A 25,735-nucleotide genomic window follows, 5' to 3' on the forward strand; every position below is an offset into this window, starting at 1 on the left:
TCCGCTCCGTTGCAGCCATCGCAGCCTCCGGCGCCGGACACCCGGCGGCCGGACAGCTTACGCGGCACGAAAGCGGACATTTCCATGTAGCCAAAAGCGGACATTTCCATCTAGCTACTACAACACAAACTACCGATAATTCACGTTATGTAAAGTAAAATCGCTAGCTTTCCCGATTGATTTCATCGGCTACGCACGACATTTGTCTGAGCATGAATGTAAGGTTTACGTTAGTTTACCGCCGCTCTTTGCAGTCCAGCAGGTTTTCTAGTGTCCGACCTCCGTCATGGCACGCTGCAGGAGCTTCTCGACCTCATCGACGGGCTGACCGTCAGCGATATCGCGCGCACGTTGCGCTGTTGCTCACGCATAGTCCGCAACTACCTCGCCGGCCGCTCACCAATACCGTGGCATCGCATTGAATTGCTGCGTTTATTGGCATGTGAGGCACCCGGCGAGCATACCGTTGTGCCGAGAAACGTCGAAGCTCCTGTAGTAGCCAACATCGAACCAGATCCGGCCGCGCCGGATGTAACGCCTGACGAAATGCTCGCCTGGGTTGGCGTCCATGCGTCGCATTAACTTTCGAGTCAGCGCAGCCTGGCGTATTACATTCGCGGCTGGAGCGTCGTCGATAAGATTCGGCGCGCGAAGCAGGAAGGCACGTTCAGCGCCGTCCTGGCGCGTTGGCGCACGCTCGCGCTCGAACTGCCACGCATGTGGCGTTCCGGCCCAATGCGGGCCGGCATCGGGCCGCCCGCTTACGTCGAAAGGTAATCGGGTTCGTCGGTGCCAGGCACTTCACGAACCCTTATGGCTCAGCCACAAAAAACCTCACCCTGTTACGTTGGCCAAACAACGTATTCTTTGCATCCTATTGATGGGCACTCTAGCGCTCACGAACTAGGTCGGGACAGGAGGCGCGGCAGAACCCGCACAAGACCAGCATTAATTTCAGTAATGATTTTTCGATCTGCGGCAGGTATCGCTCTGAAATTGTGGAAAATCAAATTTCTTACGTCATAAAGAAGATCTCCGCACTGCTCACTTTTGTACGCTTTATTTGCGCCAGCGAGGAGTGTCTTGCACGCAGAACAAATGTCCGCGAGCAAGTCTGCCGAGATTGATGATATCGATATCGAGGCTCTAATTCTATCTCGTTCAGCGCTTAATTCTTGGATGGGTGTAACAAGCTCTCTGAGATCGGAGGCTGTTCCGCTAAAATTATTAATCGCTTCTTTTAATTGTTGAAGTCTCTCAGAAAATACAGCTTGCATGAGCACTTCAAAAACTTGATATTGAAGCAGAAACGTCGCTATCGGATTTGCCTCATATGGGAGCATTTCGGTGTACAAGTTTTTGAAGTATGGTTCGCCTACATACTCCTTCCATACCGGATGAATTTTTAGATTTTTACCCTTGGGTAAATCCTTGAAAGCGAAGCTGCATGACGCAGAACGCCCCGGACTGTAAACGGAGTATCCGTATGAAAATAGACCGGGCAAATAGGAGTCTATATTAAAGTTGGGTTGTGCACGAGGATTTACAACTAAGATGGAAACGCCGTCCTCGTAAAAATCGGATATTTTGTAGTCGTATGCGTCAATTGATTCTGTCAGTTGAGAATATCCCGCCGCATCCTCTACAAGTTGCCAAAAGATAGAGGCCGCCACAGCTTGAAAATACTCATCATCGCTACGGGCGTGCTCGCGAGAGTCGAGCGCACGAATGGGCGTTAGAAGCCCAACGCGCTCATCGGCTGCAATATCAAAGATATCGTAAATCTGTCCCTCGCCAGGAACCGTCGACACAAAGAAGAACAGTTGATAGTCACGGGCTACGCGGTCTGCATAGGGGCGTGTGACGACAATTTCCCCTTCGTAATCTTCCGAATTCACATCGGCACGCAACTCTCGACCATCCAAGCTGGCTCGATAAGACGAGAGGTGCGCGGTCTCCCCGTTTGCGGTCCGAACTCTTAACACATCACCCCCTTCAAAATACTTGACTCTTGTATTTCTGGAGGGCAAGCGGAATTGATTCGTAAAGACTCAAATACCCATCGCCCGATGGATTAAATAGCTCCCTAAAATAATATTGAAAATACATGCGCTGCGCGTTACCGATTTTCTTTGCGTTATCGGCAATCCAGCGCATTGATTTATTGAATTCGGCTAAGAACATTTGAGTTTCGCTGCCGATCGAAATTTGGGAAAGCACTGATATCACGTCCTGAAAACCTTCGATAACATCATTGTCTTTTAACTTCCCAATTGCCGCCCCAAATCCGGCCAAAGCTTGTTGCTTCTTAAATACTTGGGTTGCGGTTTTTCCCCATACTGTGCCCTCCCCAAATCGCGCCTCATCTAGCGATTCGTCATCCATTAATTCATTGACTCGTATTACGAACTGATGAAAGGATGCGACAAATTCTCGGAAAAGATCTTTTCCGGAATTTTCTTGCGAGAGCTTCTCAAGACTTTTGATGTTCTCGAGGAGATCTGCGCGCTCCAGAGGCAATTCATTTCGCTCCAGGTAGCAATTAAATCCCTCTATAACTTCTTTGAAGTTATAGGCATTGAGGCCTTTGGCCTTGGTTGCATCAACTTCCCGCGTGAGAACGACTCCTGCGATTTCTTCTTTCGAGTAATCAAGATAAAGCATTTCAATTTGCTGGCGCAGGGACATTGGGGTTTGCCCGGTGTTAAGCGTCAGCATTCTGTATAAAATGCCCAGTCGATTGATGCCGAGGTATATTTCGCATCGAATCGGTAATTCTCGATAAGATTTTAGCCCCACATCATCGCCACGTCGTTTAAATTCGTCTTCAATGTCGATGAATGAGTGGCTTCGCTGGAGTCCGTCCAAGATCATTAGATGATCGACATGCCCCTCCAGGGCTGATTTAAGGTTTTCGTTTGTTAGTTCCTTGGGGTCCGGCGAAGAGAGTGCTAGTACGATCGGCGGTATGACGCAACCTTGAACCGCGTCTGTCTTTAATAGCGAGTATATTGTTTTTGAGCTGGAGACACGCTTTCTCTGAAACTCGTTGTTGTCAAGGACTGTTCGAGCCAAATCGATATAGTCGCCAATCGATATTTCGATCAAGTAATTCGTTGCGTTGATCCGACCGTCGTGAAGTTTCGATGCGATGCGCATTGTTTTCCCTATTCTTAGGTCATTGCCCCACCGGAGTCACTGTGCAGCGGCTAGATGGGACTGGTGTGAAGATTCTACCGCACGCTATAGCTAAAATTTCCGACTCGCCCGTAAGCTCACCCCCTTGTTTCGCGATCGGCGGACACTGCATCCGGACCCAGCAGAGGGGGCGCTACGAGCGCCCACGTCATCCGCTGGCTTGCAAGCGTGTCGCAGAGCTACAAGCACGTATAGCCGAAATACAATCATGTGGAAATCCGCTCCGTGCCAAGTGGCCGAGTAATTTTCGCGCTCGGACACATGATAGCGGTGCGTGTCACCATCCGCGCGCGTCAGGTTGAGCACCTTCAGCGCTTTCCCGCTCGAGGTCTTGCCCGCGCCGATCGGCATAAACAGCAGCCGCTTGTCCTTCACGTTCACGACGGCGTCGTAACGCTTCGCGAGCCGCGTCAAGAACGACATATCGCTTTCGTGTGTCTGGTCGATGTGTGCAATCTGAATTTTCGCGAGCTTGTCGCCGACCGTCGGCGTCAGGGAATAACGCTTCGCGATGGTCTGCACGATCGTTGCGATCGTCTGCTTGTGCCAGCTCTTTTCACGGCGTTCCTGCATCCCGTTCGTCATCGCGGCCGACCGCGCACGCACGGTGATCGTGTCAGGCGCCCCGCTGTGTTCGACTTCGTTCACAACGAACGTGCCCTTGTCGACGAGTGGGTCGCCGGCCCATCCGATCGATACCTTGATTTCGTCGCCGCGCTTCGGAATTGCCAGGTCATTCCGTGAATCGTCCAGCACCAGGTCGATTGTGTCCGCCTCGTCGGACCGAGCTTCAGACAACGTTAGCGATTCAAGCCGCGGCAGGAACCGGCGTGAAATGTTCTTGCCGCCGAGCGTAATGCGGTAGTCCGGTTTCGGCTCGATGCGATCCGATCGACGTCGCTCGTCGGCTCCGTATTCACTTCGCGTCGTCATTACCCCCCTCGTCGTCTGCTATTGCGTCCTGCTCTTGGTCGACACGCAGCGCATCTTCGTCGACGCGCTCCAACGTCAGCGTGAAATCGATTTTCTTCGGCCCCCCCTCCGGCGTGTGATATCGCTGCGTTTCGTTCAGGCTGGTGATTACGAATACCCCATAAACGACTCCCATTCCGTCGACCAGGACGTAGCCGTCGCCAGTGTCGGCCATGTCGGCAAGGCGCTTAATCGACGCGATCGAGCCGATGGCTTGAGGGGCCACCATGCCGTGCAGCGTGATCGTGTCGTCGCCCTGCCCCGTGTACTGGCGTGAGTCGCGTACACCGATTCGCGATTTCTTCGGATGCTTCCACTGTCGGTGCCGTTGCAGTTCGTGATACGGCGCCGTCGTCAGGTTGAAGGCGAATTGGTCGAGCGACAGTAGCGATGTCAGCATCGGTTTATCTCCGTGAAGGTCAATCCGACAGCCGCGAGCCGCTACGTGCGCGCTTCGCTCGCTCGCGACGGTCGAGTTCGGCCGCGACCGCTCGCGCGATCGCCTGCGGATCCGTTCCTGGCTGTGGGTGAATGTGGATCGTGATGGGCGCCGGCGCCATGCTGGCGGCCGTTGCGGCCACGGGCGCGGTCGGTGCGAGCGTCAGCGGCGGTCGACGGTCGATCGCAATCGGTTGCCGTACGACGGCCGCGGCCGCCGCTTCGCCGAGCTGCGACGCCGGCGCAGCACCACTCGTCGTCGGCAACGTCGGTGCCGGCATGCTGAACGCTGGCGTGCCGAACGCTGAAACTGCGGCCGTGGCGACACCGAGTGCTGCGCGCGCGACTCGATGCTGTTCGCCGTCGATCCCGATCGCCGCGCCCTGCCCGACGAATCCGCTGAGTTCGGCGAACACCCGGCTAGGGCTATGAATGCCGAGCTTCTGTTTGAACCAGGAAATCGCGCTTTCGCCAATGTTGTTCAGCGCTTGGCACATCGCCGACATGCCGCCCATGAACCCTGCAATCACGCCCTCGATAATCTGACCGCCAATCGTCCTGAAGCGTCCGACCAAGCCGAACACGAACCCGATTATCTGGTCCCAATGTCGCACGACAACGCCGAGCAACGTCCAGTTCATGAAATAGTCGACGATGCCACGGCCGACCGCTGCGGCGGTGCTCGCGATCCAATCCCACGTTGCGGCCGCTGCCGCCTTGATCGTGTCCCAATGGCGAACGATGACGCCGACCAGCGTCCAGTTCACGAAGAAGTCCACTACGGCGCCGGCCGCACAAGCGCGCACGGATCCCGGTCACGCGGCTGCCTTTGCGTCGGCGGTGAAGCGTGCGTATGCCTGGGCCAGCTTCGCGTCGTACAGGTTTCGGGCGTAATCCGGGCCGTTGTAGCCCTTCGCGAACGCGGCCCACTTCCGCCCCTTCAGCGCAGCCAGCAAGCCAGCATCCGCCGCGACGAAGCGCACGAACGCGTCGAACTGCGCGCCTTCGCTCGTCTCCATCGCCGCGACGAAGGCGTCGACGCTCGAGTAGCCGAGGCGTTGCCAATGGAAACCCATGACCTGAAACGCGCCCCAACTAGCCGATTCATACGCGGCCGCCGCGTCGATACGTGCCGCCAGGTCGAGGCGAACATATTCCGCAGCGCCGCCCTGATAGCCGCCGGCCGACATCGAAACGATGTTCGGGAACGAAGCCGCATATAGGGACGCGGTGCCCTTGTCCCGATGCTTCACCAGCTGCCGAAACATGACGTGCCGTTCGAACAGAATCACCGGCCGGCCGTCCGGCAGGAATCCCGAGCCGCGCGATTCGACGGCGCACACGGCGCGAACACACGCGGTCGGCACGCCCAATGTGTCGGCCGCACGCTCGATATCGGCGTCGGTTATGTGCTTCGGGTCGCGCATGCCGGTTGCCAGAAATGCATTGGTGTTCTTGCCCGCGACGCCGTCGACGACCAGGCCGGCCGCCCGTTGCAGCGCAATCACCGCCTGCTCTGTCTGCTCGTCGAAAACGTGCGTCACGTCGACGGGATAGCCGGATCGCGTGAGTCGTTGCTGCAGCAGACCGACTTCCGCGCCGCGGGCGTCCAATCGTAGGGTGTTCATGCGTCATCACTCCGCAGTAGGCGCGCGACGTTGCCGCGCGCAAGGTGTACGAATAGCGCCAGCAGCACGTCGCGCAGCGCCTGAAACGCACCGACCGACTCGGGATGCAGTAGCAGCTCGATCGCCGAGCCGCCGGAAATCGCGACGATCAACCAGGCAGTCCACGCGACATGGAAACGGTGTCGAGCGCCGTTCTTGCGGTACGTCAGCACACGCAGAATCACGGCAAAGTGCGCCGCCAGCGCGAGCAAGGCATAGGACAGGTGCATGTCACTTCCCCTTGCGGAGAAAATCGAAAACGTCCATCCGCTTCACCCGCTCGATAAGCGTCAGCGTGACCGTGATGACGAGCGCCGCGGCGAAGAATGCGGCGACGCCGGTCGAGCGGATCGGAATCGCGTTGATGATTTCAGGTGCAGCCAGATAGCCCATGACCAGGGAAATCAGCATGTAGGCGGCCCGCTTCGCGATGCCCACGTCTTTCGACGCAACGACAACGAGCGCGGCGCCAGCAAATGCGCCGATCAGTGCATCGCCGTCGATGCCAGGCGCAACGCCGGCCGGGCCGACCGCGGCAAGCAACGCTGCAGCGGTCGAGGTGTTCGGTTCAGCCATACGGGCGGCTCCAGGTCAGTCAAACAGTTGCAGTAGCGGCTTCGTCTGCGCGATCGTGTCCAGGTCGGGCATATCGACGAGCGTCCCCATCGGCAGCGCGACGCCCAGGCCGGCCAGCCCCGGATTGGCTTCGAGCACGGCTTCAACCGTGCCGGCCGTCGTTCCGTAGTGGCGCCAGCACATCGCGTCGAGGGATTCACCTTGCAGGGCCGCAACCTTCATCAAATCAATTCCACAGTCGAATTCGGGACGCCGAGGATTGCGCTTACCGCCCATCGGGCGTTACGCCCGGCTTCTTCGACGGTACAGGCCAGGTCGACGGCATCCTGACCGCCCGATTTCGTCGAGTCGTAGCCGCGGAATTTCTCCGTCACGTCGGCATACGCGCGGTGATACACCGCACGCAGGTAGTGATGCACGAAGGCGCTTTCACCGTCGACGCGTACCGCGGGCACATCGTCGAGCGCCGCATGACCGGCTGCGACCTGGCGCATGCGCCATGCGGACAACTCGCAGTTCACGCTCAGGACGGCGTCACGCGTCGCATGCCGGATGCGTTCAGCCGTCAACGTACCGTCGAGGCGCATCGCGTCGCGCATGTCCGTGAGGCTCACGTCGGGATACCAACCGTCGTTGGTAACGACACCGTCGATCGGCGACGCGGCGGGCGCCGGCGATGCGGTTGCAATAAAGCTGCTCATAGTCGGGAATGGGTGAGGTGGCGGTGGACCGACGCACAAGGTCCGTGTCCGTCAGGCGTAGGACCTGGGGCGTCGGTGCCGCCATGCCGGGTTGGGCTCTTTACGTGCCGTCGGTGCCGTCGCCCTGACGGCCCGAGGCTTCGACCTGCTTCGTCAGCCGGTCGATGTCCTTTTTCACGCCTACGCGTTCGTTGTACTTCAACGCGCGCCGCAGATATTCGAGCGCGCGTACCGGCTCGTCCTCCTGCACGACATAGCCGAGCGCGCGGTACAGCTTCGCGCGTATCTGGTCGTGCATGTCGCCCTGCTCCGTCAGCTCGGCAATCGTTTCGAGGCTCGCGGCGTTGAACGAGCCGTCCTCCATGAACGATTGCAGCGCCGCGTCGGCGAACTGCTCGGCGACGACTGAAGCGAGCGAGCGGTCGAACTGGTCAGGCATGACCAGGCCATGTTTCAACGCATAGGTTGCGATCGCGAGCGCGCCGTCGTAGTCGCCGGCATCGATCCGCCAGACCATGATCGTCACCAGGACGTCGTCCTGCGCACCGCGGCCGCCCGCCAAGACACCGGCCACGTAATCGGCATATTCCGGCAACAGCTTCCGCTTCTGCTCGATTTTCCGCGTTACCGACTGCACGCCCTTCAGTGCGCGGCGGTCGATCGCGAGCTTGCGCAACATCAGCTCGTACGGCGTTGCCCCGGCCATCGTTTCGCCAGGTGCGGCCGCAGCCGCTGCACGTGCGGCGCTCACGCGCTCGAAATGGATCCGGGCCGGCGTCTTGATCGTCATGCCGTCACCAGCTCGATATTTTCGGCCACGCAACCGCAACCGAAATCTTCGACCATGTACGCATCGTTTGACGATTCGTAGTTCTCGATGCGATCGCGCTCCGGAACGTCCTTCAGCGTGCGCCGGCGGGCGCCTTCCTGGTAGTAGATCGACAGGTTTTCGAGCTTCGTCACCATCAGCGCGCCCTTCGGGACGAACGGCACGCGCACCGCCGGCAGATTGCCGATGCGCTATCCATCAGCGATATTGCGGTGGCACGAACCTCGGCCGGCGGGCGTGCCGACGTTACAACTTGGGATCGCGCTTGCCGGTCATGCATTCGTGCCGTCCGCCGCGTGTATAGACGTCCACGCGCGCAATCTGCGACATCGAACCACCGGAGTACACCGTCAAACGGCCGATGCCCAGCGGGGCCAAAAGCCGGGACAGCATCGGTCTGCAGGCAGGCGCGCATGTCGTCCGGTCATTGATCAGGGTGACCTCATCGCCGAGCAGGCCTTCACGATGCCCCAGCAATAATGTGCCCGCCTCGGAGTGAAATAGAAATTGAAACGTGTTTCCCTTTGACCCATCAAGGCCGAGGCATTGCCGCCACGCCCGCGTCAACTGGAAATCCTGGGTCTCCCGCAAAGTGGAATTGATCCCGTACACGCGATCCGAGCCCAAGATCGTGCCGATCGATCCCAATTTATCCCCGGTCTTGAACCGGCCATCAGGATTGTTCGGCAGATCGAGCCCTCTTCTTTCCCGAAATGACCGGATTCTTTGATAGCCGTCAAATGGCGTTTCCTCTCGTTTAAGACCGAGAGGATCTCGCCAGCCAAATACGTTGGGCGCGTATTGGTACGGGTTGATTCCACCATCGATTCGAATGGGGTCCTGGCTGACGAAGCTCCCGATCGCCGGATCGTAATATCGGTATCGGTTGTAGTGCAGGCCCGTTTCCCAGTCCTCGTACTGCCCCTGGAGCCGTAGTCGCTGATCGTCGGCAGCGTGCATCCGGGCTGAACCGACATGCCCCCACGCCCCGTAGCGGCCTTCCCAGACGATTGCACTGGATTGATCGATCAGTCGTGTCGGCGCCCCGCTGGGCTCGGTTTGGAAGAACACGTTGCGCGCCGCAGATTCCGACGCCGCCGTCGACTGATCCGAACGGTTCTTCGGTGCGTATCGCAACGCTGCCAGTGGCCGAAACGTACCAGGGTAATAAACCCACTCGCACGATTCTCCGTAGCCATCCGCCGGAGATATGTCGACCGGGCCCGCTCCCCAGCCGGGATCCAGCTCGTTGACGACATTCATCAACGGCACGTCGACGTTCTGGTCCGGGCGCGCTATTTCACCCACCAACGCGTCGCCGTCCCAAAAGTAATCGTGACGGTGCGACCTGACTGTCGATGCTGATACCGACCCGGCCGGCGCGTCAGGCTTGTCGAGGATCTGCGTAGTCTTCCGGATGCGCCTTTGAAAGACGTCGTACGCGTAGCGGGTATGAATACGACTCGCCTGGATCGCAGGGTCCGCCGGGATGCGTACCGCCGATGTTTCGATCAGCAGCCCGTCGCCGTCCCAGCGCAGCAGCAAATCCTGTTGCGCGTCACGCTTGCGTATCAGGTTGCCGGTGCGATCGAACGTATAACGACAGCCATCGTGCTCGCCCTCGCGGACCCAGGCATCGAGTGGCAATGTCGGGTCCGACACACCGGTGCGATGGCTCGGGTTGCTTCTCGTCGTCAACAGGTCGCCCGCAGGATCGTGCAGGAAGCGCAGCAGTTTGCCGCTCGGGTCGAGGTGTGCGGTCAGCTTGCCCATCGGGTCGTAATCGAAACGTTCGATACCGAGTCGGGAGTCGCGCTTCTCGGTCATCTCGCCGTTGGCATCGTATGTGTACTCGGTGGCAAAGATGGCGCCGGTACCGGACAACAATGTTTGCCGCGCCAGTTGCCCCTCCTTCGTGTACACCAGCTCGCGTCGCAACGCCTCGCCCAGGTATTCCACGCAGATCCGGCCAAGCGCGTCCCGCTCGAGCTTGACGGGGGCGGCATCGTCGATCTGGATCGAGGCGACGGCGCCGAAAGCGTCGTAGCCATAGCGTACGGTGTGCGTCACCGTTTCGTGACCGGTCACGAGCCGTGTGCGGCGCTCGATGCGCCGCCCGACCGTATCGTACCGGTAAGCGATGACGAAATCGTCGCCTTGCCTTTCTTTAATGAGGCGGCCTGCGTCGTCGTAGCCCAGTCTGAGGCAACTGTCCGGATTCTGCGCCCCGACGAGCCTGCCGATGCGGTCGTATTCGAATTCCTCGATGCGGAAACCGTCGGCCTGTCTGGCGTCCGCGACCTGCTTCTGCACCACGCGCCCGAACCTGTCGGTCAGGTAGAGAACAGCCAGCCCGGCCGGGTCGACACTCCGTCGCAGTTCGCCGAACTCGCCATACTCGTAGCGACGCAGTTGGCCCCAGTAGTCGACTTCCTCGACAATGCGGCCCATCGCATCGCGCTTGAGCTGGTATCGTTCGCCGCGCTCGTTGATGACGCCAATGAGCCGGCCTTCGGTATCGTACTGGTATTCGACGCTGGTTCCGTCCAGCGATAGCCGTTTGGTGATTCGCCCCAGCGTCGAGTACTGAAGCTGCGCCGTAGCGCCGGCCGGATCGCGATAGTGCGTCAGGTTGCCGTCGGCATCGTACCCGCACAGAATCTCCTTCCCGCTCGGCTCGATTGCGCGCGTCAAATTGCCATTGCGATCGTATTCGTACCGACTCGTCTGTCCGAGCGCGTCGATCACTTCGACGAGATGTCCTCGCGCATCGTGCCGATAGAGCGTTCGATGACCGAGTGGGTCCGTTACCGCCGCCAGATGGCCATCGCGGTCGTATTCGAATCGCGAAAGTTCGCTGCATGGTCCGATCTGTGCGACAAGCTGCCCGTACGAGTCGTACTCGTAACGAGAGGTCGCATTCGACGGTGTCGTTTGTGCAAGCAAATTGCCTCGCTCATCCCATTCGTATCGCCATTGTCGTTCGCCGGGCAACGTCACGCAGACCGGATGATGGTTCGAGTCGTACTCGGTTCGAATCGATCTGCCATCCGGCAGCGTTTCCATCACGAGATTGCCGCGCCGATCGTATGCCCACGACGTGATGCGTCCGGCGGCATCGGTCGCGACACTCGTGCGTCCCTTTTCCTCGTACCGGTAACTCGTGATACCGCCGAGCGGATCCAGCTCGAATACAGGCATGCCCTGCGCGTTCAGTTGCAGTACTGTCGTATGTCCCAACGAATTGGTGATACACGTTTGCATTCGTGTGCGGTCGTACACAAATCGGTAATTGAACAAGCCGTCGTCGCCCCATGCATGGTCGACGCGCCAAACGCCGTCGTCGTCGGTGCAGTAATGGTAATGAAACGACATGCCCCGCGCGGTCGTATGCCTGACGATCCGATGCCCGTCCGCATAATCGAAGCGATACGGGCATCCCATTGCATCGACCGCGGCACGCAAGTTGCCGTCTCGATCATGCTCGTAGGTAACAAGCGGATGCGCGTGTCCATTCGCATCGACCAGCGTCAATGCGGTCAGCAATCCGGCATGCGCGGCGCCGTTCGCATCATGACGCGTAGCGTCCCGGATCTCGCATGCGATGACGCGCCCGGTTGCGCCATCCCGTCTCCATTCGGCGATACGTTCGAGTCGTCCGCCCTGATCGCGTTCGAAGACCCATGCATTTCCGTTCGGGTCGGAGATGCGATGGATGGGCAGCGTCGGTCTCGACTCGCCGCTCGGCGGGATAATCGTTTGCCGCCATTGCGGCGGCAACGGGAATCCGTATTCGATGCTTTCGCGCGTGCGCAGCAAAAGCCGGTCGCCGAGCAGGTACAACGCATCCGCTTGCTGCCAGTCGCATTCGCGCGAGGACCAGCCTTCGGTCGCGGGCAGTGCATCGAACGCAGTCGTATGATCCGGAAGATAGGCGACCACGCCGATCGCGTCGCCGTTCGGCAACAGCTCCAGCCGGATATCCGCTGGCGTCTGCCAACCTGCTCCAACGGCACCGACATGCGTATCGTGACTTGAATAGTATCGATCCCACTCGAGCGGCAAGCGTCCCGATACGATGAAGTCGCGTTGCTCCACGACCACTTCACCCGTCGACGCGTCCACCGGCTCCGCGTGCAACACCTTGCAGCGCAAGAATCCCGGCTTCAAATGCAGCTTGTCCGCCAGCGTCTTCGCCCACTTCGATCCCCGAAATGCCTTGAACAACCCCTTCGCCGCCGCGGCCATGTTCATGATCGGTGGTCCGCCCACCAACACGGGCCTTCCTGCCGGAATCGGCAGCATCACCGAACTCGGCATCGACGGATAGGTTCGATCGGTATGCGCGCTGTTATGCGGTGGCGGCTCCATCCCGATCGACCAGCAACTCAACGCCTCCAGCGCCATGTACGACATCGGATCGTTGTTGGCGAGCACCGTCTTGCTGCCCATGAACGATTCCCCGTCATTTGACGGCTCGAACTCGGCTGGCGGCGGGGCAAACGATTCGCCAAGCGGAAAATGCAAACCCGGAACGTGATACGCATGCGTTCCGGCCGTGGCCCGCATCATGCCGTTCACGAAAATCGGCCTGCCGCTGCCGCCACCCGATCCGACGTTCGAGCCAAGATCGTCGCTGATGCGATTCCTGATCGTATTGGCTGCTTTCGCCAGTTTCATCCCCTCGGCGACATTGGGGTCGCTGGTCAGTTCATTGACCTGCTGGCCCGCGTCATCGGCGAGGTGTTCGAGCTTCGCCACATCTTCAGGGTGATCTTCGATGTATTCGGTCACCTTCTCCTGCACGATCATCATCGCAATGCAGCCGGCCACAGCCTTTGCGGCCTGGATGTACTCGCGCAGATCGAGCATGAACCCGACATGGGGGTGCGGCAGGAACACCGGTGGCGTACCCGGCGTGACCAGTACCGAATGAACGTCCACGCCAACAACGGGATCCAGATGCTTGACGGCCAGAAGTGCCACGGTTTCGCCCCCGCTCAGCGACCACTGCGCAACGCCGCGACCTTTTCGCTCAACGCGTTGCGCCGTCGGTCCTGTACACCGAGCTGCGACACCATCCACTCGACAACCATCGGCAGATTGCTGTTCGCCCGCATCGGCTCGTCGATCATCAATCCCGCATCGAGCGCGTTGAACCCGGCCTCCAGCGCATGGTCACGCTCCCCTGCCCGCGCCCAGCACACCGCACTCATCCGCCACGCCTCGACCGTCATCAGCCCGTCCTTCGCCGCGGTAGTCGACGCCACCGCACGCTCATAGCAATACGCCGAGTGCGCATAATCCCTGTGCGTCAGATGCACGCTCGCTTCGCCGAACAAACCATTCGCGACAAGCTTGTGCCCGGCCGGATGCCCTGCTTCGACCGCACGCATCCCGCTGCTGACAGCGCTGCGATACGCTTCGATCGCACGCGCGCGATCGCGCCACTTCAGATATGCCGAACCTGCGATCAAATGGACGACCACGCACTGATCAAACCACTCCTCGCGTTCCGCGACGCCCAGTGCCGCCGCACGCAGTTCCTCGAGCCGTGCGGGACTGCCGCCTTCGATCATCTCGGTCAGCATCACGAAGTGCCGTCGGAACTCGCCGCTCGGCCCGCGCTCGCCCGATTCCGCCAGCAATTCGCGCGGCACGCTCGCCATCGAATATTTTCCCCGTACGACACGCACTGCCGCCCGATGCCGTTGCATCAACGCAGCAAACGGTGCGATTTCGATACGCGGCACGACAAAGCGCACGCGCTCGGCAAGCTGCGGCGCGACTGCAATGATCGACAGCACATCGTCCATCCATCGCACCCATGCCGCGTCATCCCGCACTTTCGCCGGCTCCAGCACGAACACCATCGCCGGAAAAACATCCGGATGGTGCTGCATCAGGCTGTCGGCAACCGCGAACAGATACAGCAACGGATTCTTGCCGTCGTCATACGGCGGCCGCCAGTTCGCACGCACGCCCTGCGCATCAGGCCCCTCTCGCCGGCTGTCGTAGAACGCAACGAGTTCATCCGTCAATGCTTGTGCATAACCCGATTCGTCGACGAACGACGCCCGCATCGTCCTGACCGCGCACGACGTCTCGTCCTGAACCTGGAAATACAGCCGCACGAGTTCCGAATCGGTCTCGTCGGTCTGCCAGATCATCAACCTCGCGGCTTTGTCTTTCGCGAAACTCATCCAGTCCGCATGCGCATCCATGAACCTGCGCTCCACCGGATTGGTCGGCTGCCAGTTCTGCATTCGTGCGGACCTCCGTCACGGGTTCAGTTTCAGGACGGCGCCTTCGACCGTGTGTTCCGCAGTCGCCGACGACGTCACCGTCTTGCCGTTCACGCTGTGGGTGTTCGTACCGGTCGATGCGACGTTGACGCCCTGGATCGTGATGGTGCCGTCGCTCTTCATCACGATGCTCGACATCCCGCAGACGAGCGCAAGCTGATCGCCTGCGTTGACGAGCACCTGATGCTGCACGTTCGTCGTATGGTTCGCGCCGACGTTGACGGTGTGCTCACCGCCGACCGTGTGCGTGTGCGCATTCGCAATCGTCGAAGTGCGCGTGCCGATCTCTTCGGTATGCGCCGACGCAACCAGCGTCTTCATGTCCTGCGACGTCGTCTGATACATCTGCCCGACGTTCAGCGTCTTGGCTTCGCCGATCGTTTCGGTCTTGGCTTTTGCAACCGTCTCGGTGTGCGCGCCACCGATGGTCGCATCCCGATTCGCGGCAATCGTCACGGTTTCGTTCTGTCCGACCGTTCGCGTCCGGTTGCCGACGACCCCATGCGTCTCGTTCGCCCCGATCTGCGCGACCCGGTTCTGCCCGATATTCACCGTCTCGTTCTGCCCCACGCTCCGTTGCCGGTTGTTCTTCACCTGCATCGTTTCGTCGTTCCCGACCGTATGCGTATGGTTGTTCCCGACGGAAAGCGAATGATCGAGTTCCGTCTCCGCATCGAAATTCCGTTCCGCGTGCATCCAGAGCTGCTCGGCGCCCTTCTTGTCCTCGAACCGGAACGCATTCGCATGCTCGGTCGTCCCGCCCGGTGACGAGCGCGACAGCAACCCGCTCTGCGTCGCGCTCCCGGGCAGCCCCCACGGCGGCATCTTTTCGCCGTTGTAAACCCGCCCGGTCACGATCGGCTCATCCGGATCGCCGTTCAGGAAATCCACGACGACCTCGTCGCCCACCCGCGGAATCTGCACACCACCGAACCCACCACCCGCCCAAGGACTCGACACCCGCACCCAGCACGACGAATCCTGATTGCTTTGCCCATATCGATCCCACCGGAACTGCAGCTTCACGCGCCCGTATTGATCGGTCCAGATTTCCTCCCCCGGCGGCCCGACCACGGTGGCCGTCTGCGGCCCGTTGGTGCGCGGCCGCGGCGTGTCGCGCGGCGCCCGGTAAGGCAGGCTCGACGGCTGCACGAGCATCATCGTCTGATGCACCACGGCCTCCGCGCCCTGATCGCTCGCATACGCGTTCTCCTGAAAGCGGTACTGGCACCGCACGATCAGGTATTCGCGGTTCTGGTCGGCGCGCGGGCAACGTTCGAGCGTGAACAGGTAACCGGGCGCGACACCGCGCACATCGGTATCGGCGCTCGCCCGCTCGTGCTCGGCCTGCTGCTCCTCGAGCCGAACGCGGCTGTAATGCGCACCCGGCGCATCGTCGCGATAGCCGCCCGGCCACTCGAACAACGCAAAACTGTCGTGATCGTGCCCACGCGGATCGACCTTCTGCGACGAAAGGTCGGCACGCGGCTTCGTATAGTCGTAGTCGGTGGTCTGGTGCCGGCCGACACTCACTTCCTGTGCGGGCAGCCAGCCGTCGATGCGCTCCTCGTCGGCGATCGCTGTGCGGTCGCGCGCGATGTACGGAATCGTCTCGTAGCCGGGCAGCGCCGTGTGCGACGACATCGCGTCGCCCAGCATCAGCGTATGCGTATCCTCGGCGTGCCTGAACCAGAAGTAGATCCCCTCGAACTCCATCAGCCGCGACACGAACGCGGCGTCGGTCTCGTTGTACTGCACGCAGTAATCGCGCGGCACGTACGTCTCCGCCAGATGGCTCTCGATCGGAAAGCCGTACGTCGACAGGACCTCCTGCACGATCTCCGGCACGGTCTTGTTCTGGAAGATCCGGCAATCGGAGCGGCGCGTCGCGAGCCACAACCAGGGCCGCACGATCAGCTCGTAGCCGTAGTACCGCTCGGCGCGCCGGCCGGCGAGCGACGCGCGCGCCACGATGCCGTTCAGGTAACGCGTCGACAGGTCCTGCTGTTCGATCCGGACCGTCACGGGCTTGCCGAGCATGTCCTTCAGCGACAGGCTGTGACTGTCGGCGAGCGCCTCGATCCGGAATTCGAACAGCCGGCCGAGTTCGTCGCTGCCGTCGAGCGTATGGAACTTGAGGTCGTCGCCGTGCGGGCTGTCGAGTGTGAATACGCGATTCAAGTCGTCTCCTCCTCGTCGAACCGGTATGCGAATTCGCCGTCGGCCGCGCCCAGCTCGATCGACGACAGCGTGCGGCCTTCGAGCGTCGCCTGCAGGATCGCGCGGCCGATGCGCGGCATCACGGTATGCGTGAGGATCGCGTCGACCATCCGGCCGCCGGACTCGATCGTCCGGCAGCGCTCGACGACCAGCGCGGTCGCCGCATCGGTGCAGCGCAGCCGGATGCCGTGATGCGCGTCGATCCGTTGCTCGATCCGCCGCAACTGCAGGGCGACGATCCGCGCAAGCGTCGCGTCGGTGAGCGGGTAGTACGGGACGACGGTCAGCCGGCCGAGCAGCGCGGCGGGAAACACGTCGAGCAGCGGCGCGCGCAGTGCATCGGCGAGCGTCTGCACGTCGGGCAGGCGCTCGGGATCGCGGCACAGCTGCATCACGCGATCGGCGCCGACGTTCGACGTCAGCAGGATCACCGTATGCCGGAAATCGATGTCGCGCCCCTCGCCGTCCTCCATCCAGCCCTTGTCGAATACCTGGAAGAAAATCTCGTGCACGTCGCGGTGCGCCTTCTCGATCTCGTCGAGCAGCACGACGCTGTACGGGCGCCGGCGCACGGCCTCGGTGAGCACGCCACCCTGCCCGTAGCCGACATAGCCGGGTGGCGCGCCCTTCAGCGTCGACACGGTATGCGCCTCCTGGAACTCGCTCATGTTGATGGTGATCGCGTTGTGTTCGCCGCCGTACAGCGTGTCGGCCAGCGCGAGCGCGGTTTCGGTCTTGCCGACGCCGGACGGCCCGCACAGCAGGAACACGCCATGCGGCTTCTTCGGGTCGTCCAGCCTGGCGCGCGCGGTCTGGATGCGCTCGGCGATCAGCTCGACCGCATGCTTCTGGCCGACGACGCGTTCGCCGAGCGTATCGGCGAGCTTCAGCACGGCCTGCGTTTCGTCGCGCACCATCCGGCCGAGCGGAATGCCGGTCCAGTCGGCGACGACGGCGGCCACGGCGTGCGTGTCGACGGCGGGCAGCACGAGCGGCGCATCGCCCTGCAGGTCGGCCAGCGCCTGCTGGGCGGCCGACAGGCGGGTTTGAGCGGCGACGCGCGCGTCGGCGTCGAGCACGTGCGACGGGTCGTCGTCGAGCAGCAACGCGCGGGCATCGACGATCGCCGTCAACGCGTCGCGTTCGGTCTGCCAGCGCGTGTCGAGCCGGTCGAGTTCGGCCCGGGCGGTGGCGATGTCGTGATCGATCGCATCGCGCCGCGCGGTATCGCCGGTGCCGAGCGCGCATTCGCGTCCGATCCGCTCCTGTTCGACGCGCAGGCTGTCGATGCGGCGGCGCGCATCCTCGATCGGCGCGGGCACCGCGTGCTGGCTGACGGCGACGCGCGCGCAGGCCGTGTCGAGCAGGCTGATCGCCTTGTCCGGCAACTGGCGGGCGGGAATGTAGCGGTGCGACAGCGTGACGGCGGCCTGCAGCGCGTCGTCGAGCACGAGCACGCGGTGATGCGCCTCGAGCTTTCCGGCCAGGCCGCGCAGCATCGTCAGCGCGGCCGCCTCTTCCGGTTCGTGCACGTGCACGAGCTGGAAGCGTCGCGTCAGCGCCGGGTCCTTCTCGATGTACTGCTTGTACTCGGACCACGTGGTCGCGCCGATCGTGCGCAGCAGGCCGCGCGCGAGCGCGGGTTTCAGCAGGTTCGCGGCGTCGCCGGTGCCGGCAGCCCCGCCCGCGCCGACGAGCGTGTGGACTTCATCGATGAACAGGATCGCCGGCCGCTCGGACGACATCGCCTCGTCGATCACGCCGCGCAGCCGGCTCTCGAACTCGCCCTTCACGCTCGCGCCGGCCTGCAGCAGCCCGATGTCGAGCAGGTACAGCGCGACGTCGCGCAGCGACGGCGGCACGTCGCCGGCGGCGATCCGCAGCGCGAAGCCTTCCGCAACGGCCGTCTTGCCGACGCCGGCCTCGCCGACCAGCAGCGGGTTGTTCTGCCGGCGCCGCAGCAGGATGTCGACGATCTGGCGAATCTCGGCGTCGCGCCCGACGACCGGATCGATGTCGCCGGCGCGCGCGCGGGCGGTCAGGTCGACGGCGAAGCGCGCGAGCGCCGGGCCGTCCGCGGCGCCGGCCGCGCCGCGCATCGCCGTGCCGCCGCCCGGCGTCGCTTGCCCGGCCGGCGGCGCCTCGGGCGAGCCTTCGACGATCGATTCGAGCGCGTCGGCGAGCACGTCCGGCACGATGCGCTCGAATTCGCGCGTGATCGCCAGCAGCACGTTGCGCAACTGCGGCGTCTTCAGGATGGCGAGCAGCAGCACCGCGCCGCGAATGCGGGTCGCGTCGTACTTCAGCGTCGCGTATACCCACGCACGTTCGACGGCGTCGTCGATATGCACGGACAGATCCGACACCGAGCCCGCGCCGCGCGGCAGCTTGTCGAGCGCGGCGACGAGCCCGCGGTCGATCGCGGCGTCGTCGATCGCGAAGTGGCGCAGCACGCGCTGCAGGTCGGCGTCGGGCCGTTGCAGCATCTGCTTGAACCAGTGCGCGAGCTCGACGTACGGATTGCCGCGCAACCGGCAGAAGCCGGTCGCCTGCTCGAGCGTCTCGTAGAGGAACGGATTCAGTTTTCCGAACAGGTTGACGCGGCCGATATCGGACATGACGGTTCCCGTTTAGGCGGTTTCGCGATGAAGGGGTGCGCCGGCGCGCCGCACGTCGTAGCGGACGACGAGGTCGCGCGCGGGGCCCGGTTCGAGCCGCTGCCCGAGCCACGCGGTGCGGCCGATGCCCTGCGGCGCGCCGAGCGCGATCGCCGGCACCGCGTCGGCCGCCAGTTCGAGCTGCACGTCCCAGTCGAACTCGATGCCGACGTATTCGCGCACCCATGACACGAGCTGCCGGGCATGCGGGCCGCCCGGCAGGAAGCGGCGGTACGCGTCGAGCGACAGCGGGCCGAGCACGATCCGGAAGCGCGACTGCGCATCGCGCACCGCGATGCCGAGCGCGACGGCGCCCAGCCGCAAGGTCGGCCGCGTCGCGCGGATCGTGCAGCGCTGCGACCGCTCGATCGCGACCCATTGCGGCACGTGCTCGACGATGCGGGCCTCGACACCGAAATGCCGGCGCAGGATCTGCACGAGCCCTTCCGGGTTGCGCGTGTGCCGGACGAGATGGCCGGCATGGAAATAACGTGCATGCGGCGCGAGCGTGTCGGCGTCGGCATGCGCGGCGGGATCGTTGTCGTGCGCCGCGCGCCCGATCAGGCTCGCGACATACCCGTCGAAGCGCGCGCGTTCCGGGCGATCGAGGCTCACCGTCGGCTGCGCGTCGGCCCACGCGCGGTAGAACAGCAGGATCAGCCGGTGATGAAACACGTCGGCGAACGCGGCAAACGTCGGGTCGTCGTGCTGTGCGGCGCGTTCGTACGCGTATTCGGTCAGGTGTGTCGGCAGCGGCCCGTTCGGGCCGAACAGCCCGAATCCGTGAATCGCAATGCGCGGCGACACGGTGCCGTCGTCGGACACGCCGGCGAGCATCGACGCCGCGAACGCGAGCGACGGTTGCTGCCCGAGCCGCACCGGCTCGTCGCGCGGCCGCGTGGCATGGCCGAGCGGCGCGCGGCCGGGCGACAGCGCATCGAGCCAGCGCAACGCCTGGAACAGGTCGTAACCGTGCGGTGCGGCACGCAGGCGCGCCCACCACGCGTCGCGACGTGCGGCTTCGGTGGCCGTTCCGGCACGCGGAGACATGTCGCGCGTCATATCGCGGGCCGCCTGCCGACACGCGCCGGCCAGTGCGCGAGCGTGCCGCGCTGCGCGCTGGTCAGCACGCATTCGGCGAACGCGTTGATCGACACGTGGCGCGCGAAGAACTGTTCGAGCACCGCGCCGAGCAGGAACGGGCTGTCGCCGGAGAACGCATGGTCGTCGACGGTCACGTCGACCTGCACGCCACGCCCGAACATCAGGGGGCCGGACGCCGGCAGCCGGCGGAACACCGGCGAGAACGCCACGCGCAGCACGCCGTCGATCTGCCGGCGCATCGCGGCATCGGCCGGGTCGGCATGCAGGCCGAGCAGTTCGCGCAGCGCATGCGCGCCCTCGTCGTCGTCGAGATCGGTCAGCGTGTGACGTGCGAGCCCGAGATGGCGGATCAGCCGCCACGCGGTTTGCGCGTCGGCGATCGGCGGGCGCGGCCGCGACGGGCCGCGGATCGCGACGATGCTGTCGACCGGGGCCGACACGCGCAGCGTGAACGTGTTCGCATCGCCGGGCGGCTGCAGCAGCACGAGGTCGCGGTTCGTGCACAGCGTGTCGGCCGCCAGGTAGCGCATCGTTTCGTCGTACGGCGCGCACTGGCTGTCGACGAGCGACACGTAGGTCTCGCTGCCGACGTAGCCGGTGCGCGTGCCGTTCGCGCGCGCCTGGGCGGAGACGAGCCGCGGTTCGCGCCGCACCGTGTAATACGCGCCGTGGTTGCCGTCGTCGCCGGCGAACGACGCGTGAAACGGCCGGAATTCACGCGACTGCCCGTCGTCGCGCTGCTCGCTCGCGAGGCGCTGCACCGCATAGACCTCGTAGTCGAGCGGCCGGCTGCGATCGACGACGACATGGTGTTCGCGCGCCCCCGGCTGCAACTGAATGCGATCGGCGCGGCGCGCGAACAGGTTCACGGCCGGCGTGCAGTTCAGCGCGAGGTGGCGCGCGCTGACGGCCGCCTCGAGCGCCGCGTCGTGGCGGTCGAACAGCACGGTCAGCTCGAACTCGTCGCCGGTCGCGCGAGCGAGCGCGGCACGCAGCCCGCCGATGCTGAAGAACAGGAAGCGCGCCGGAAACGCGAAATACTCGCGCAGGAGCCGGTAGCCGTGGAAGCTGCGGCCGTCGTCGGGCAGGATCGCCTGCGCGGGATCGAAACCCTCGTGGACGATCGCGTCGGCATCGAGCGTATGCAGCCAGCGCGGCGGCTGCGCCGGATCGTGGCACACGACGCCGAGCGCATGCGCGGCGATCAGTTCGAGCAGGTGCAGCGCGTCGCGCTCGGGGCCCGCGAGATGGAACGTCAGCCGGTCGAGCGGCAGTTGCGACAGCCTGGCGCCGCCGCGCGCCTTCAGCCGGATGCGCAGCGCACCGCGCGCGTCCTGCCGTGCGGCGACGACGCCGCGCGGCAGCCACGACGGTGCGCCGGTGACGCTCGCATCGGTCAGTTCGAGCGGCCACAGCGTCAGGTCGTGCGCGGTACGGAATTCGCACGCGGTCTGCTCGGACGCGGCCGGCCGTGCACGCAGCGCCGTGCCGGCCGGCAGCCGCCAGCCTTGCGCGAGGCTGCCTTCGTTCAGCATCGGCGCGAACCGCACGATCGCCATCGACGGCAGCGGCGCGACATAGCCGGGATACACGGCATCGAGCAGCGCCTGCGTGAAGCGCGGAAACTCGGCGTCCATCTTCAACTGCACGCGCGCGGTGAGGAAGCTGAAGCCCTCGAGCAGCCGCTCGACGTACGGGTCGGGCGGCCCCGATTCATTGAGCCGCAGCCGCGCGGCCACCTTCGGGAACTGCTGCGCGAATTCGCCGCCGAGCTCGCGCAGGTACGCGAGTTCACGGTTGTAGTAGTCGAGCAGGCGCGTATCCATCGCGTCAGGCTCCCGCCACGGATTGCAGCGACATCGCGCCCGTCTCGAGATCGAGGTCGGAGCGCAGCACGAATTCGAGCGGATGCGGGATCGACCACAGCGTGCCGCGAATCTCGAACAGCAGCACGTTGTGACGCCGTTCGCCGGCGCGGCCACCCGGCGCATCGGTCACGCTGCGGACATCGATGCTGTCGGGTGCGATGCGCGGCTCGAAGCGCACGATCGCGTCGCGGATCGATGCCTCGACCGACATCCGCTCGACGCCCGACATCGGCTTGCCGACGAGCGGCCGCATCCCGTAGTTGAGCACCGACGCCTGCGCGTGCGCGAACGCCGGCCAGTCGACGAAACCGTCCTCGGCGTTGCGCGTGTTGAGCAGCCATGCGAGATCGCGCAGCACGGCCGCACGCAGGCGTTCGGTGCCGATCCACTGCGCGCCGGGCGCTTCGCTCGCGCGCTGCGGCGTGTCGTCGGTGAGCCGGTCGAGCAGCGCGGGCTGAAGCCGGTCGCGCAGGTTGCCCTCCCGGCCGTCGCGGGTTCGCGGGTCGTCCATGGTCGTCTCCGCGCCGTCACATCTCGGTGTTTTCCTTGATGTTCCAGCCGACGGTCACCTCCGCGCCCTTGCCGCCGTTGTCGTTCTGCTGCCAGTACTGCTTCTTCACCTTCGCGGCCTGGAAGCCGTAATGCATCATCAGCCGGTCGGCGACGTCGCCCGGATCGATCCCCGCGACCTGCGCGGACGTGACGAGCACCTCCTGCAGCGTGACGCGCATGAACTCGACCTGCGTGCCGCCCGTCTTGCACGCGGAGATCTCGACCGACGACAAATGCTTGCCGTTCGCGCAGTTCTTGATGATCGCGGGTGCCCCCTTGTCCATGTACGCGGCGACGACCAGATCGTTGAAGCTCGCCTTGCCCGCGTTGCCGCCGCTGCCGCTCGCCATGGCGCCCGGCTGGCTCGCGCCCCACGTGAACGACTGGATGTCGGTCCAGCCCTTGTGCTGCGCGTCCGCCGATTCGCCGGTCACGCCGTCCACCTTCATAAACATTGCCACGCCCATAACCGTCTCCGTTTCAGTGCGATGTCAGGATGAATGCCGCGTTGAAGTCCGATCGTTGCATGCGCCGCCGCTCATTCGTTGGCCGCCTTCGCGGTCGGCAGCCGCGAGATGAGCCGCAGCGACACGGTGAGCCCTTCCAGCTGGTAATGCGGCCGCAGGAAGAATTTCGACGTGTAGTAGCCGGGGTTGTCCTCGACCTCGTCGACGACCACCTGCGCGGCCGCGAGCGGCTTGCGCGCCTTGGTTTCCTGCGACGAATTGACGGGGTCGCCGTCGACGTAGTTCATGATCCAGTCGTTCAGCCAGCGCTCCATGTCGTCGCGTTCGCGGAACGAGCCGATCTTGTCGCGCACGATGCACTTCAGGTAATGCGCGAAGCGGCAGCACGCGAACAGGTACGGCAGGCGGCCGGACAGGCGCGCGTTCGCGGTCGCGTCGGGATCGTGATACTCGGCCGGCTGATACAGCGACTGCGCGCCGATGAACGCCGCGAAATCCGAGTTCTTCCGGTGCACGAACGGCATGAAGCCGTTCTTCGCGAGTTCGGCCTCGCGGCGGTCGCTGATCGCGATCTCGGTCGGGCATTTCTGGTCGACGCCGCCGTCGTCGGTCGGGAACGTGTGGCTCGGCAGCCCTTCGACCGCCCCGCCCGATTCGACGCCGCGGATCGACGAACACCAGCCGTACTGCTTGAACGAGCGGTTGATGTTCGCGGCCATCGCGTACGCCGAGTTCGCCCACGTGTAGCGGTCGTGGTTCGCGGCGTCGGTGTCTTCCTCGAAGTCGAATTCGTCGACCGGGTTGGTGCGCGCGCCGTACGGCAGCCGGGCGAGAAAGCGCGGCATCGCGAGCCCGATGTAGCGCGAATCCTCCGACTGCCGCAGGCTGCGCCACGCCGCGTATTCGGTGTTCTGGAAGATCTTCGTCAGGTCGCGCGGGTTCGACAGCTCCTGCCACGAATCCATCTGCATCAGCTCCGGCGACGCACCGGCGATGAACGGCGCGTGCGCGGCCGCCGCGATTTTCGACAGCTCGCCGAGCATCTCGACGTCGGGCGGGCTGTGGTTGAAATGGAAATCGCCGACCAGGCAGCCGAACGGCTCGCCGCCGAACTGCCCGTATTCCTCCTCGTAGATCTTGCGGAACAGCGGGCTCTGGTCCCACGCGACGCCCTTGTAGCGTTTCAGCGTCCGCGCGACTTCGTTGCGCGACGCCGGCAGCGCCTTGATCTTCAGCAGCTCGTCGGTCTCGGTGTGCGTGACGAGGTAATGCAGCCCGCGCCACGCGCCTTCGAGCGTCTGGAACTCGTCGTGATGCAGGATCTGGTTGATCTGCTCGGACAGCTTGCGGTCGATCTCCGCGATGATCTGCTTCACGCTGCCGTACGCGTCGGTCGTCATGCCGACCGTATGTTCGAGCGCCTGCTGCGCGAGCGTGCGCACCGCGCGCTCGACCGATTCGCGCGCCTCGGCCGTCTTCGGCTTGAACTCCTTCTGCAGCAGCGCCGCGAATTCGTCGTGCGCGACGGCGGGTCGCGCGGCGTCGCGCGCGTCGACGCGGGACTGGACAGGATCATTCATCGCGGGCCTCCGGTTGGGTCGCGTCGCCGCTCTGCGTGCTCGCGTGCGGTTCGCGCACGAGCGTCTTCAGCAGGTCGGGGTCGTTGATCGCGCGTTCGATCAGTTGCTCGGCACCGTGCTTGCCGTCCATGTACGACAGCAGGTTCGACAGCTCGGTGCGCGCCTCCAGCAGCCGGCGCAGCGCGTCGACGTTGCGTGCGATCGCGGCCGGCGAGAAATCGTCGATCTGCTCGAACGTCATGTCGACGTTGAGCATCCCTTCGCCCGTCAGTGTGTTCGGCACCTGGAACGCGACGCGCGGCGCGACCGATTTCATCCGCTCGTCGAAGTTGTCGACGTCGATCTCGAGAAACTTGCGCTCCGGCAGGTCCGGCAGCGGCTCGGCGCGCTTGCCCGCCAGGTCCGAAATCACGCCCATCACGAACGGCAGCTGCACCTTGCGTTCGGCGCCGTAGGTCTCGACGTCGTACTCGATCTGCACGCGCGGCGCCCGATTGCGCGCGATGAACTTCTGTCCGCTGCCCGCCGCCTTGGTTCTGTCCGTCATCGTCCACTCCTTCACATCGATCAGGTTGCGCAGTCCGTCGTTGCCGCCCGCATG

22 protein-coding genes and 1 pseudogene are annotated in these 25,735 nt (G+C 63.5%); 1 reads left to right on the top strand and 22 read right to left on the bottom strand.

The genetic code is table 11. The features are described from left to right. Positions 1-270 precede the first annotated feature (270 nt). Positions 271-582 carry a hypothetical protein gene (locus tag E9536_RS42015; RefSeq protein ID WP_247873399.1) on the top strand — a complete coding sequence of 104 codons (312 nt, stop codon included), beginning with the start codon at positions 271-273 and terminating at the stop codon, positions 580-582. 314 nt (positions 583-896) lie between these two features. Here the strand turns inward: E9536_RS42015 and E9536_RS00010 are convergent, their stop codons facing one another. From E9536_RS00010 to tssB, 22 genes and pseudogenes are all read right to left on the bottom strand, one after another. After that, the gene (locus E9536_RS00010; RefSeq protein ID WP_136469036.1) at positions 897-1,925 is read right to left on the bottom strand and encodes a hypothetical protein; all 1,029 of its coding nucleotides are present in this window, start codon (positions 1,923-1,925) and stop codon (positions 897-899) included. Positions 1,926-1,995: 70 nt separating this feature from the next. Then, positions 1,996-3,159 carry a hypothetical protein gene (locus E9536_RS00015; RefSeq protein WP_136469037.1) on the bottom strand — a complete coding sequence of 388 codons (1,164 nt, stop codon included), beginning with the start codon at positions 3,157-3,159 and terminating at the stop codon, positions 1,996-1,998. A 90-nt stretch (positions 3,160-3,249) separates the two neighbouring features. Beyond that, entirely contained in the window at positions 3,250-4,131 is an 882-nt protein-coding gene (locus tag E9536_RS00020; RefSeq protein ID WP_247873400.1) for a contractile injection system protein, VgrG/Pvc8 family, read from the bottom strand. Further along, the gene (locus tag E9536_RS00025) at positions 4,115-4,570 is read right to left on the bottom strand and encodes a phage tail protein (protein WP_136469038.1); all 456 of its coding nucleotides are present in this window, start codon (positions 4,568-4,570) and stop codon (positions 4,115-4,117) included. Before E9536_RS00025 ends, E9536_RS00020 begins: the two co-directional genes overlap by 17 nt. A gap of 19 nt (positions 4,571-4,589) precedes the next feature. Next, complete coding sequence (locus E9536_RS00030) at positions 4,590-5,375, bottom strand: hypothetical protein (RefSeq protein WP_136469039.1); 786 nt, start codon at positions 5,373-5,375, stop codon at positions 4,590-4,592. A gap of 48 nt (positions 5,376-5,423) precedes the next feature. Then, positions 5,424-6,236 (bottom strand): N-acetylmuramidase family protein, encoded by an 813-nt coding sequence (locus E9536_RS00035; protein WP_136469040.1) that lies wholly within the window; start codon positions 6,234-6,236, stop codon positions 5,424-5,426. Then, on the bottom strand, positions 6,233-6,505 hold the full coding sequence (locus tag E9536_RS00040; protein ID WP_136469041.1) for a phage holin family protein: 273 nt from the start codon (positions 6,503-6,505) through the stop codon (positions 6,233-6,235). Before E9536_RS00040 ends, E9536_RS00035 begins: the two co-directional genes overlap by 4 nt. A 1-nt stretch (position 6,506) precedes the next feature. Then, complete coding sequence (locus E9536_RS00045) at positions 6,507-6,851, bottom strand: putative holin (RefSeq protein WP_136469042.1); 345 nt, start codon at positions 6,849-6,851, stop codon at positions 6,507-6,509. Positions 6,852-6,866: 15 nt separating this feature from the next. Then, positions 6,867-7,073: a tail protein X gene (locus E9536_RS00050; protein WP_059449121.1), complete on the bottom strand. Its 207-nt coding sequence runs from the start codon at positions 7,071-7,073 to the stop codon at positions 6,867-6,869. Further along, positions 7,073-7,552 carry a head completion/stabilization protein gene (locus E9536_RS00055; protein WP_136469043.1) on the bottom strand — a complete coding sequence of 160 codons (480 nt, stop codon included), beginning with the start codon at positions 7,550-7,552 and terminating at the stop codon, positions 7,073-7,075. Before E9536_RS00055 ends, E9536_RS00050 begins: the two co-directional genes overlap by 1 nt. A 100-nt stretch (positions 7,553-7,652) precedes the next feature. Beyond that, a complete protein-coding gene (locus tag E9536_RS00060) occupies positions 7,653-8,342 on the bottom strand; it encodes a terminase endonuclease subunit (RefSeq protein WP_136469044.1) in 690 nt (229 codons plus the stop codon). Beyond that, positions 8,339-8,572 (bottom strand): annotated as a pseudogene (locus E9536_RS00065) (P2 family phage major capsid protein); the annotation flags it as partial. The pseudogene E9536_RS00065 and the gene E9536_RS00060, both read right to left, overlap by 4 nt. A 55-nt stretch (positions 8,573-8,627) precedes the next feature. After that, positions 8,628-13,367, bottom strand: a complete 4,740-nt coding sequence (locus E9536_RS00070; protein WP_136469045.1) for an RHS repeat-associated core domain-containing protein — start codon at positions 13,365-13,367, stop codon at positions 8,628-8,630. Positions 13,368-13,381: 14 nt separating this feature from the next. After that, the gene (locus tag E9536_RS00075; RefSeq protein WP_136469046.1) at positions 13,382-14,647 is read right to left on the bottom strand and encodes a hypothetical protein; all 1,266 of its coding nucleotides are present in this window, start codon (positions 14,645-14,647) and stop codon (positions 13,382-13,384) included. Between the two features lie 15 nt (positions 14,648-14,662). After that, on the bottom strand, positions 14,663-16,867 hold the full coding sequence (tssI, locus tag E9536_RS00080; RefSeq protein WP_136469047.1) for a type VI secretion system tip protein VgrG: 2,205 nt from the start codon (positions 16,865-16,867) through the stop codon (positions 14,663-14,665). Further along, complete coding sequence (gene tssH, locus E9536_RS00085) at positions 16,864-19,524, bottom strand: type VI secretion system ATPase TssH (RefSeq protein WP_136469048.1); 2,661 nt, start codon at positions 19,522-19,524, stop codon at positions 16,864-16,866. Before tssH ends, tssI begins: the two co-directional genes overlap by 4 nt. A 12-nt stretch (positions 19,525-19,536) precedes the next feature. Beyond that, positions 19,537-20,613, bottom strand: coding sequence for a type VI secretion system baseplate subunit TssG (gene tssG, locus E9536_RS00090; protein WP_348772114.1), 1,077 nt, complete (start codon positions 20,611-20,613; stop codon positions 19,537-19,539). Between the two features lie 8 nt (positions 20,614-20,621). Next, complete coding sequence (tssF, locus tag E9536_RS00095; RefSeq protein WP_060371992.1) at positions 20,622-22,493, bottom strand: type VI secretion system baseplate subunit TssF; 1,872 nt, start codon at positions 22,491-22,493, stop codon at positions 20,622-20,624. Between the two features lie 4 nt (positions 22,494-22,497). Then, positions 22,498-23,046, bottom strand: a complete 549-nt coding sequence (tssE, locus tag E9536_RS00100) for a type VI secretion system baseplate subunit TssE (RefSeq protein WP_021157089.1) — start codon at positions 23,044-23,046, stop codon at positions 22,498-22,500. A 16-nt stretch (positions 23,047-23,062) separates the two neighbouring features. Continuing rightward, on the bottom strand, positions 23,063-23,554 hold the full coding sequence (locus tag E9536_RS00105; protein WP_027791618.1) for a type VI secretion system tube protein Hcp: 492 nt from the start codon (positions 23,552-23,554) through the stop codon (positions 23,063-23,065). Between the two features lie 71 nt (positions 23,555-23,625). Beyond that, the gene (tssC, locus tag E9536_RS00110) at positions 23,626-25,134 is read right to left on the bottom strand and encodes a type VI secretion system contractile sheath large subunit (protein WP_124671510.1); all 1,509 of its coding nucleotides are present in this window, start codon (positions 25,132-25,134) and stop codon (positions 23,626-23,628) included. Then, positions 25,127-25,681 carry a type VI secretion system contractile sheath small subunit gene (gene tssB / locus E9536_RS00115; RefSeq protein ID WP_059694813.1) on the bottom strand — a complete coding sequence of 185 codons (555 nt, stop codon included), beginning with the start codon at positions 25,679-25,681 and terminating at the stop codon, positions 25,127-25,129. The genes tssC and tssB overlap by 8 nt, the downstream gene beginning before the upstream one ends. Positions 25,682-25,735 lie beyond the last annotated feature (54 nt).

The sequence above is a fragment of the Burkholderia sp. LS-044 genome (assembly GCF_004803625.1).
GTDB lineage: Bacteria > Pseudomonadota > Gammaproteobacteria > Burkholderiales > Burkholderiaceae > Burkholderia > Burkholderia cepacia.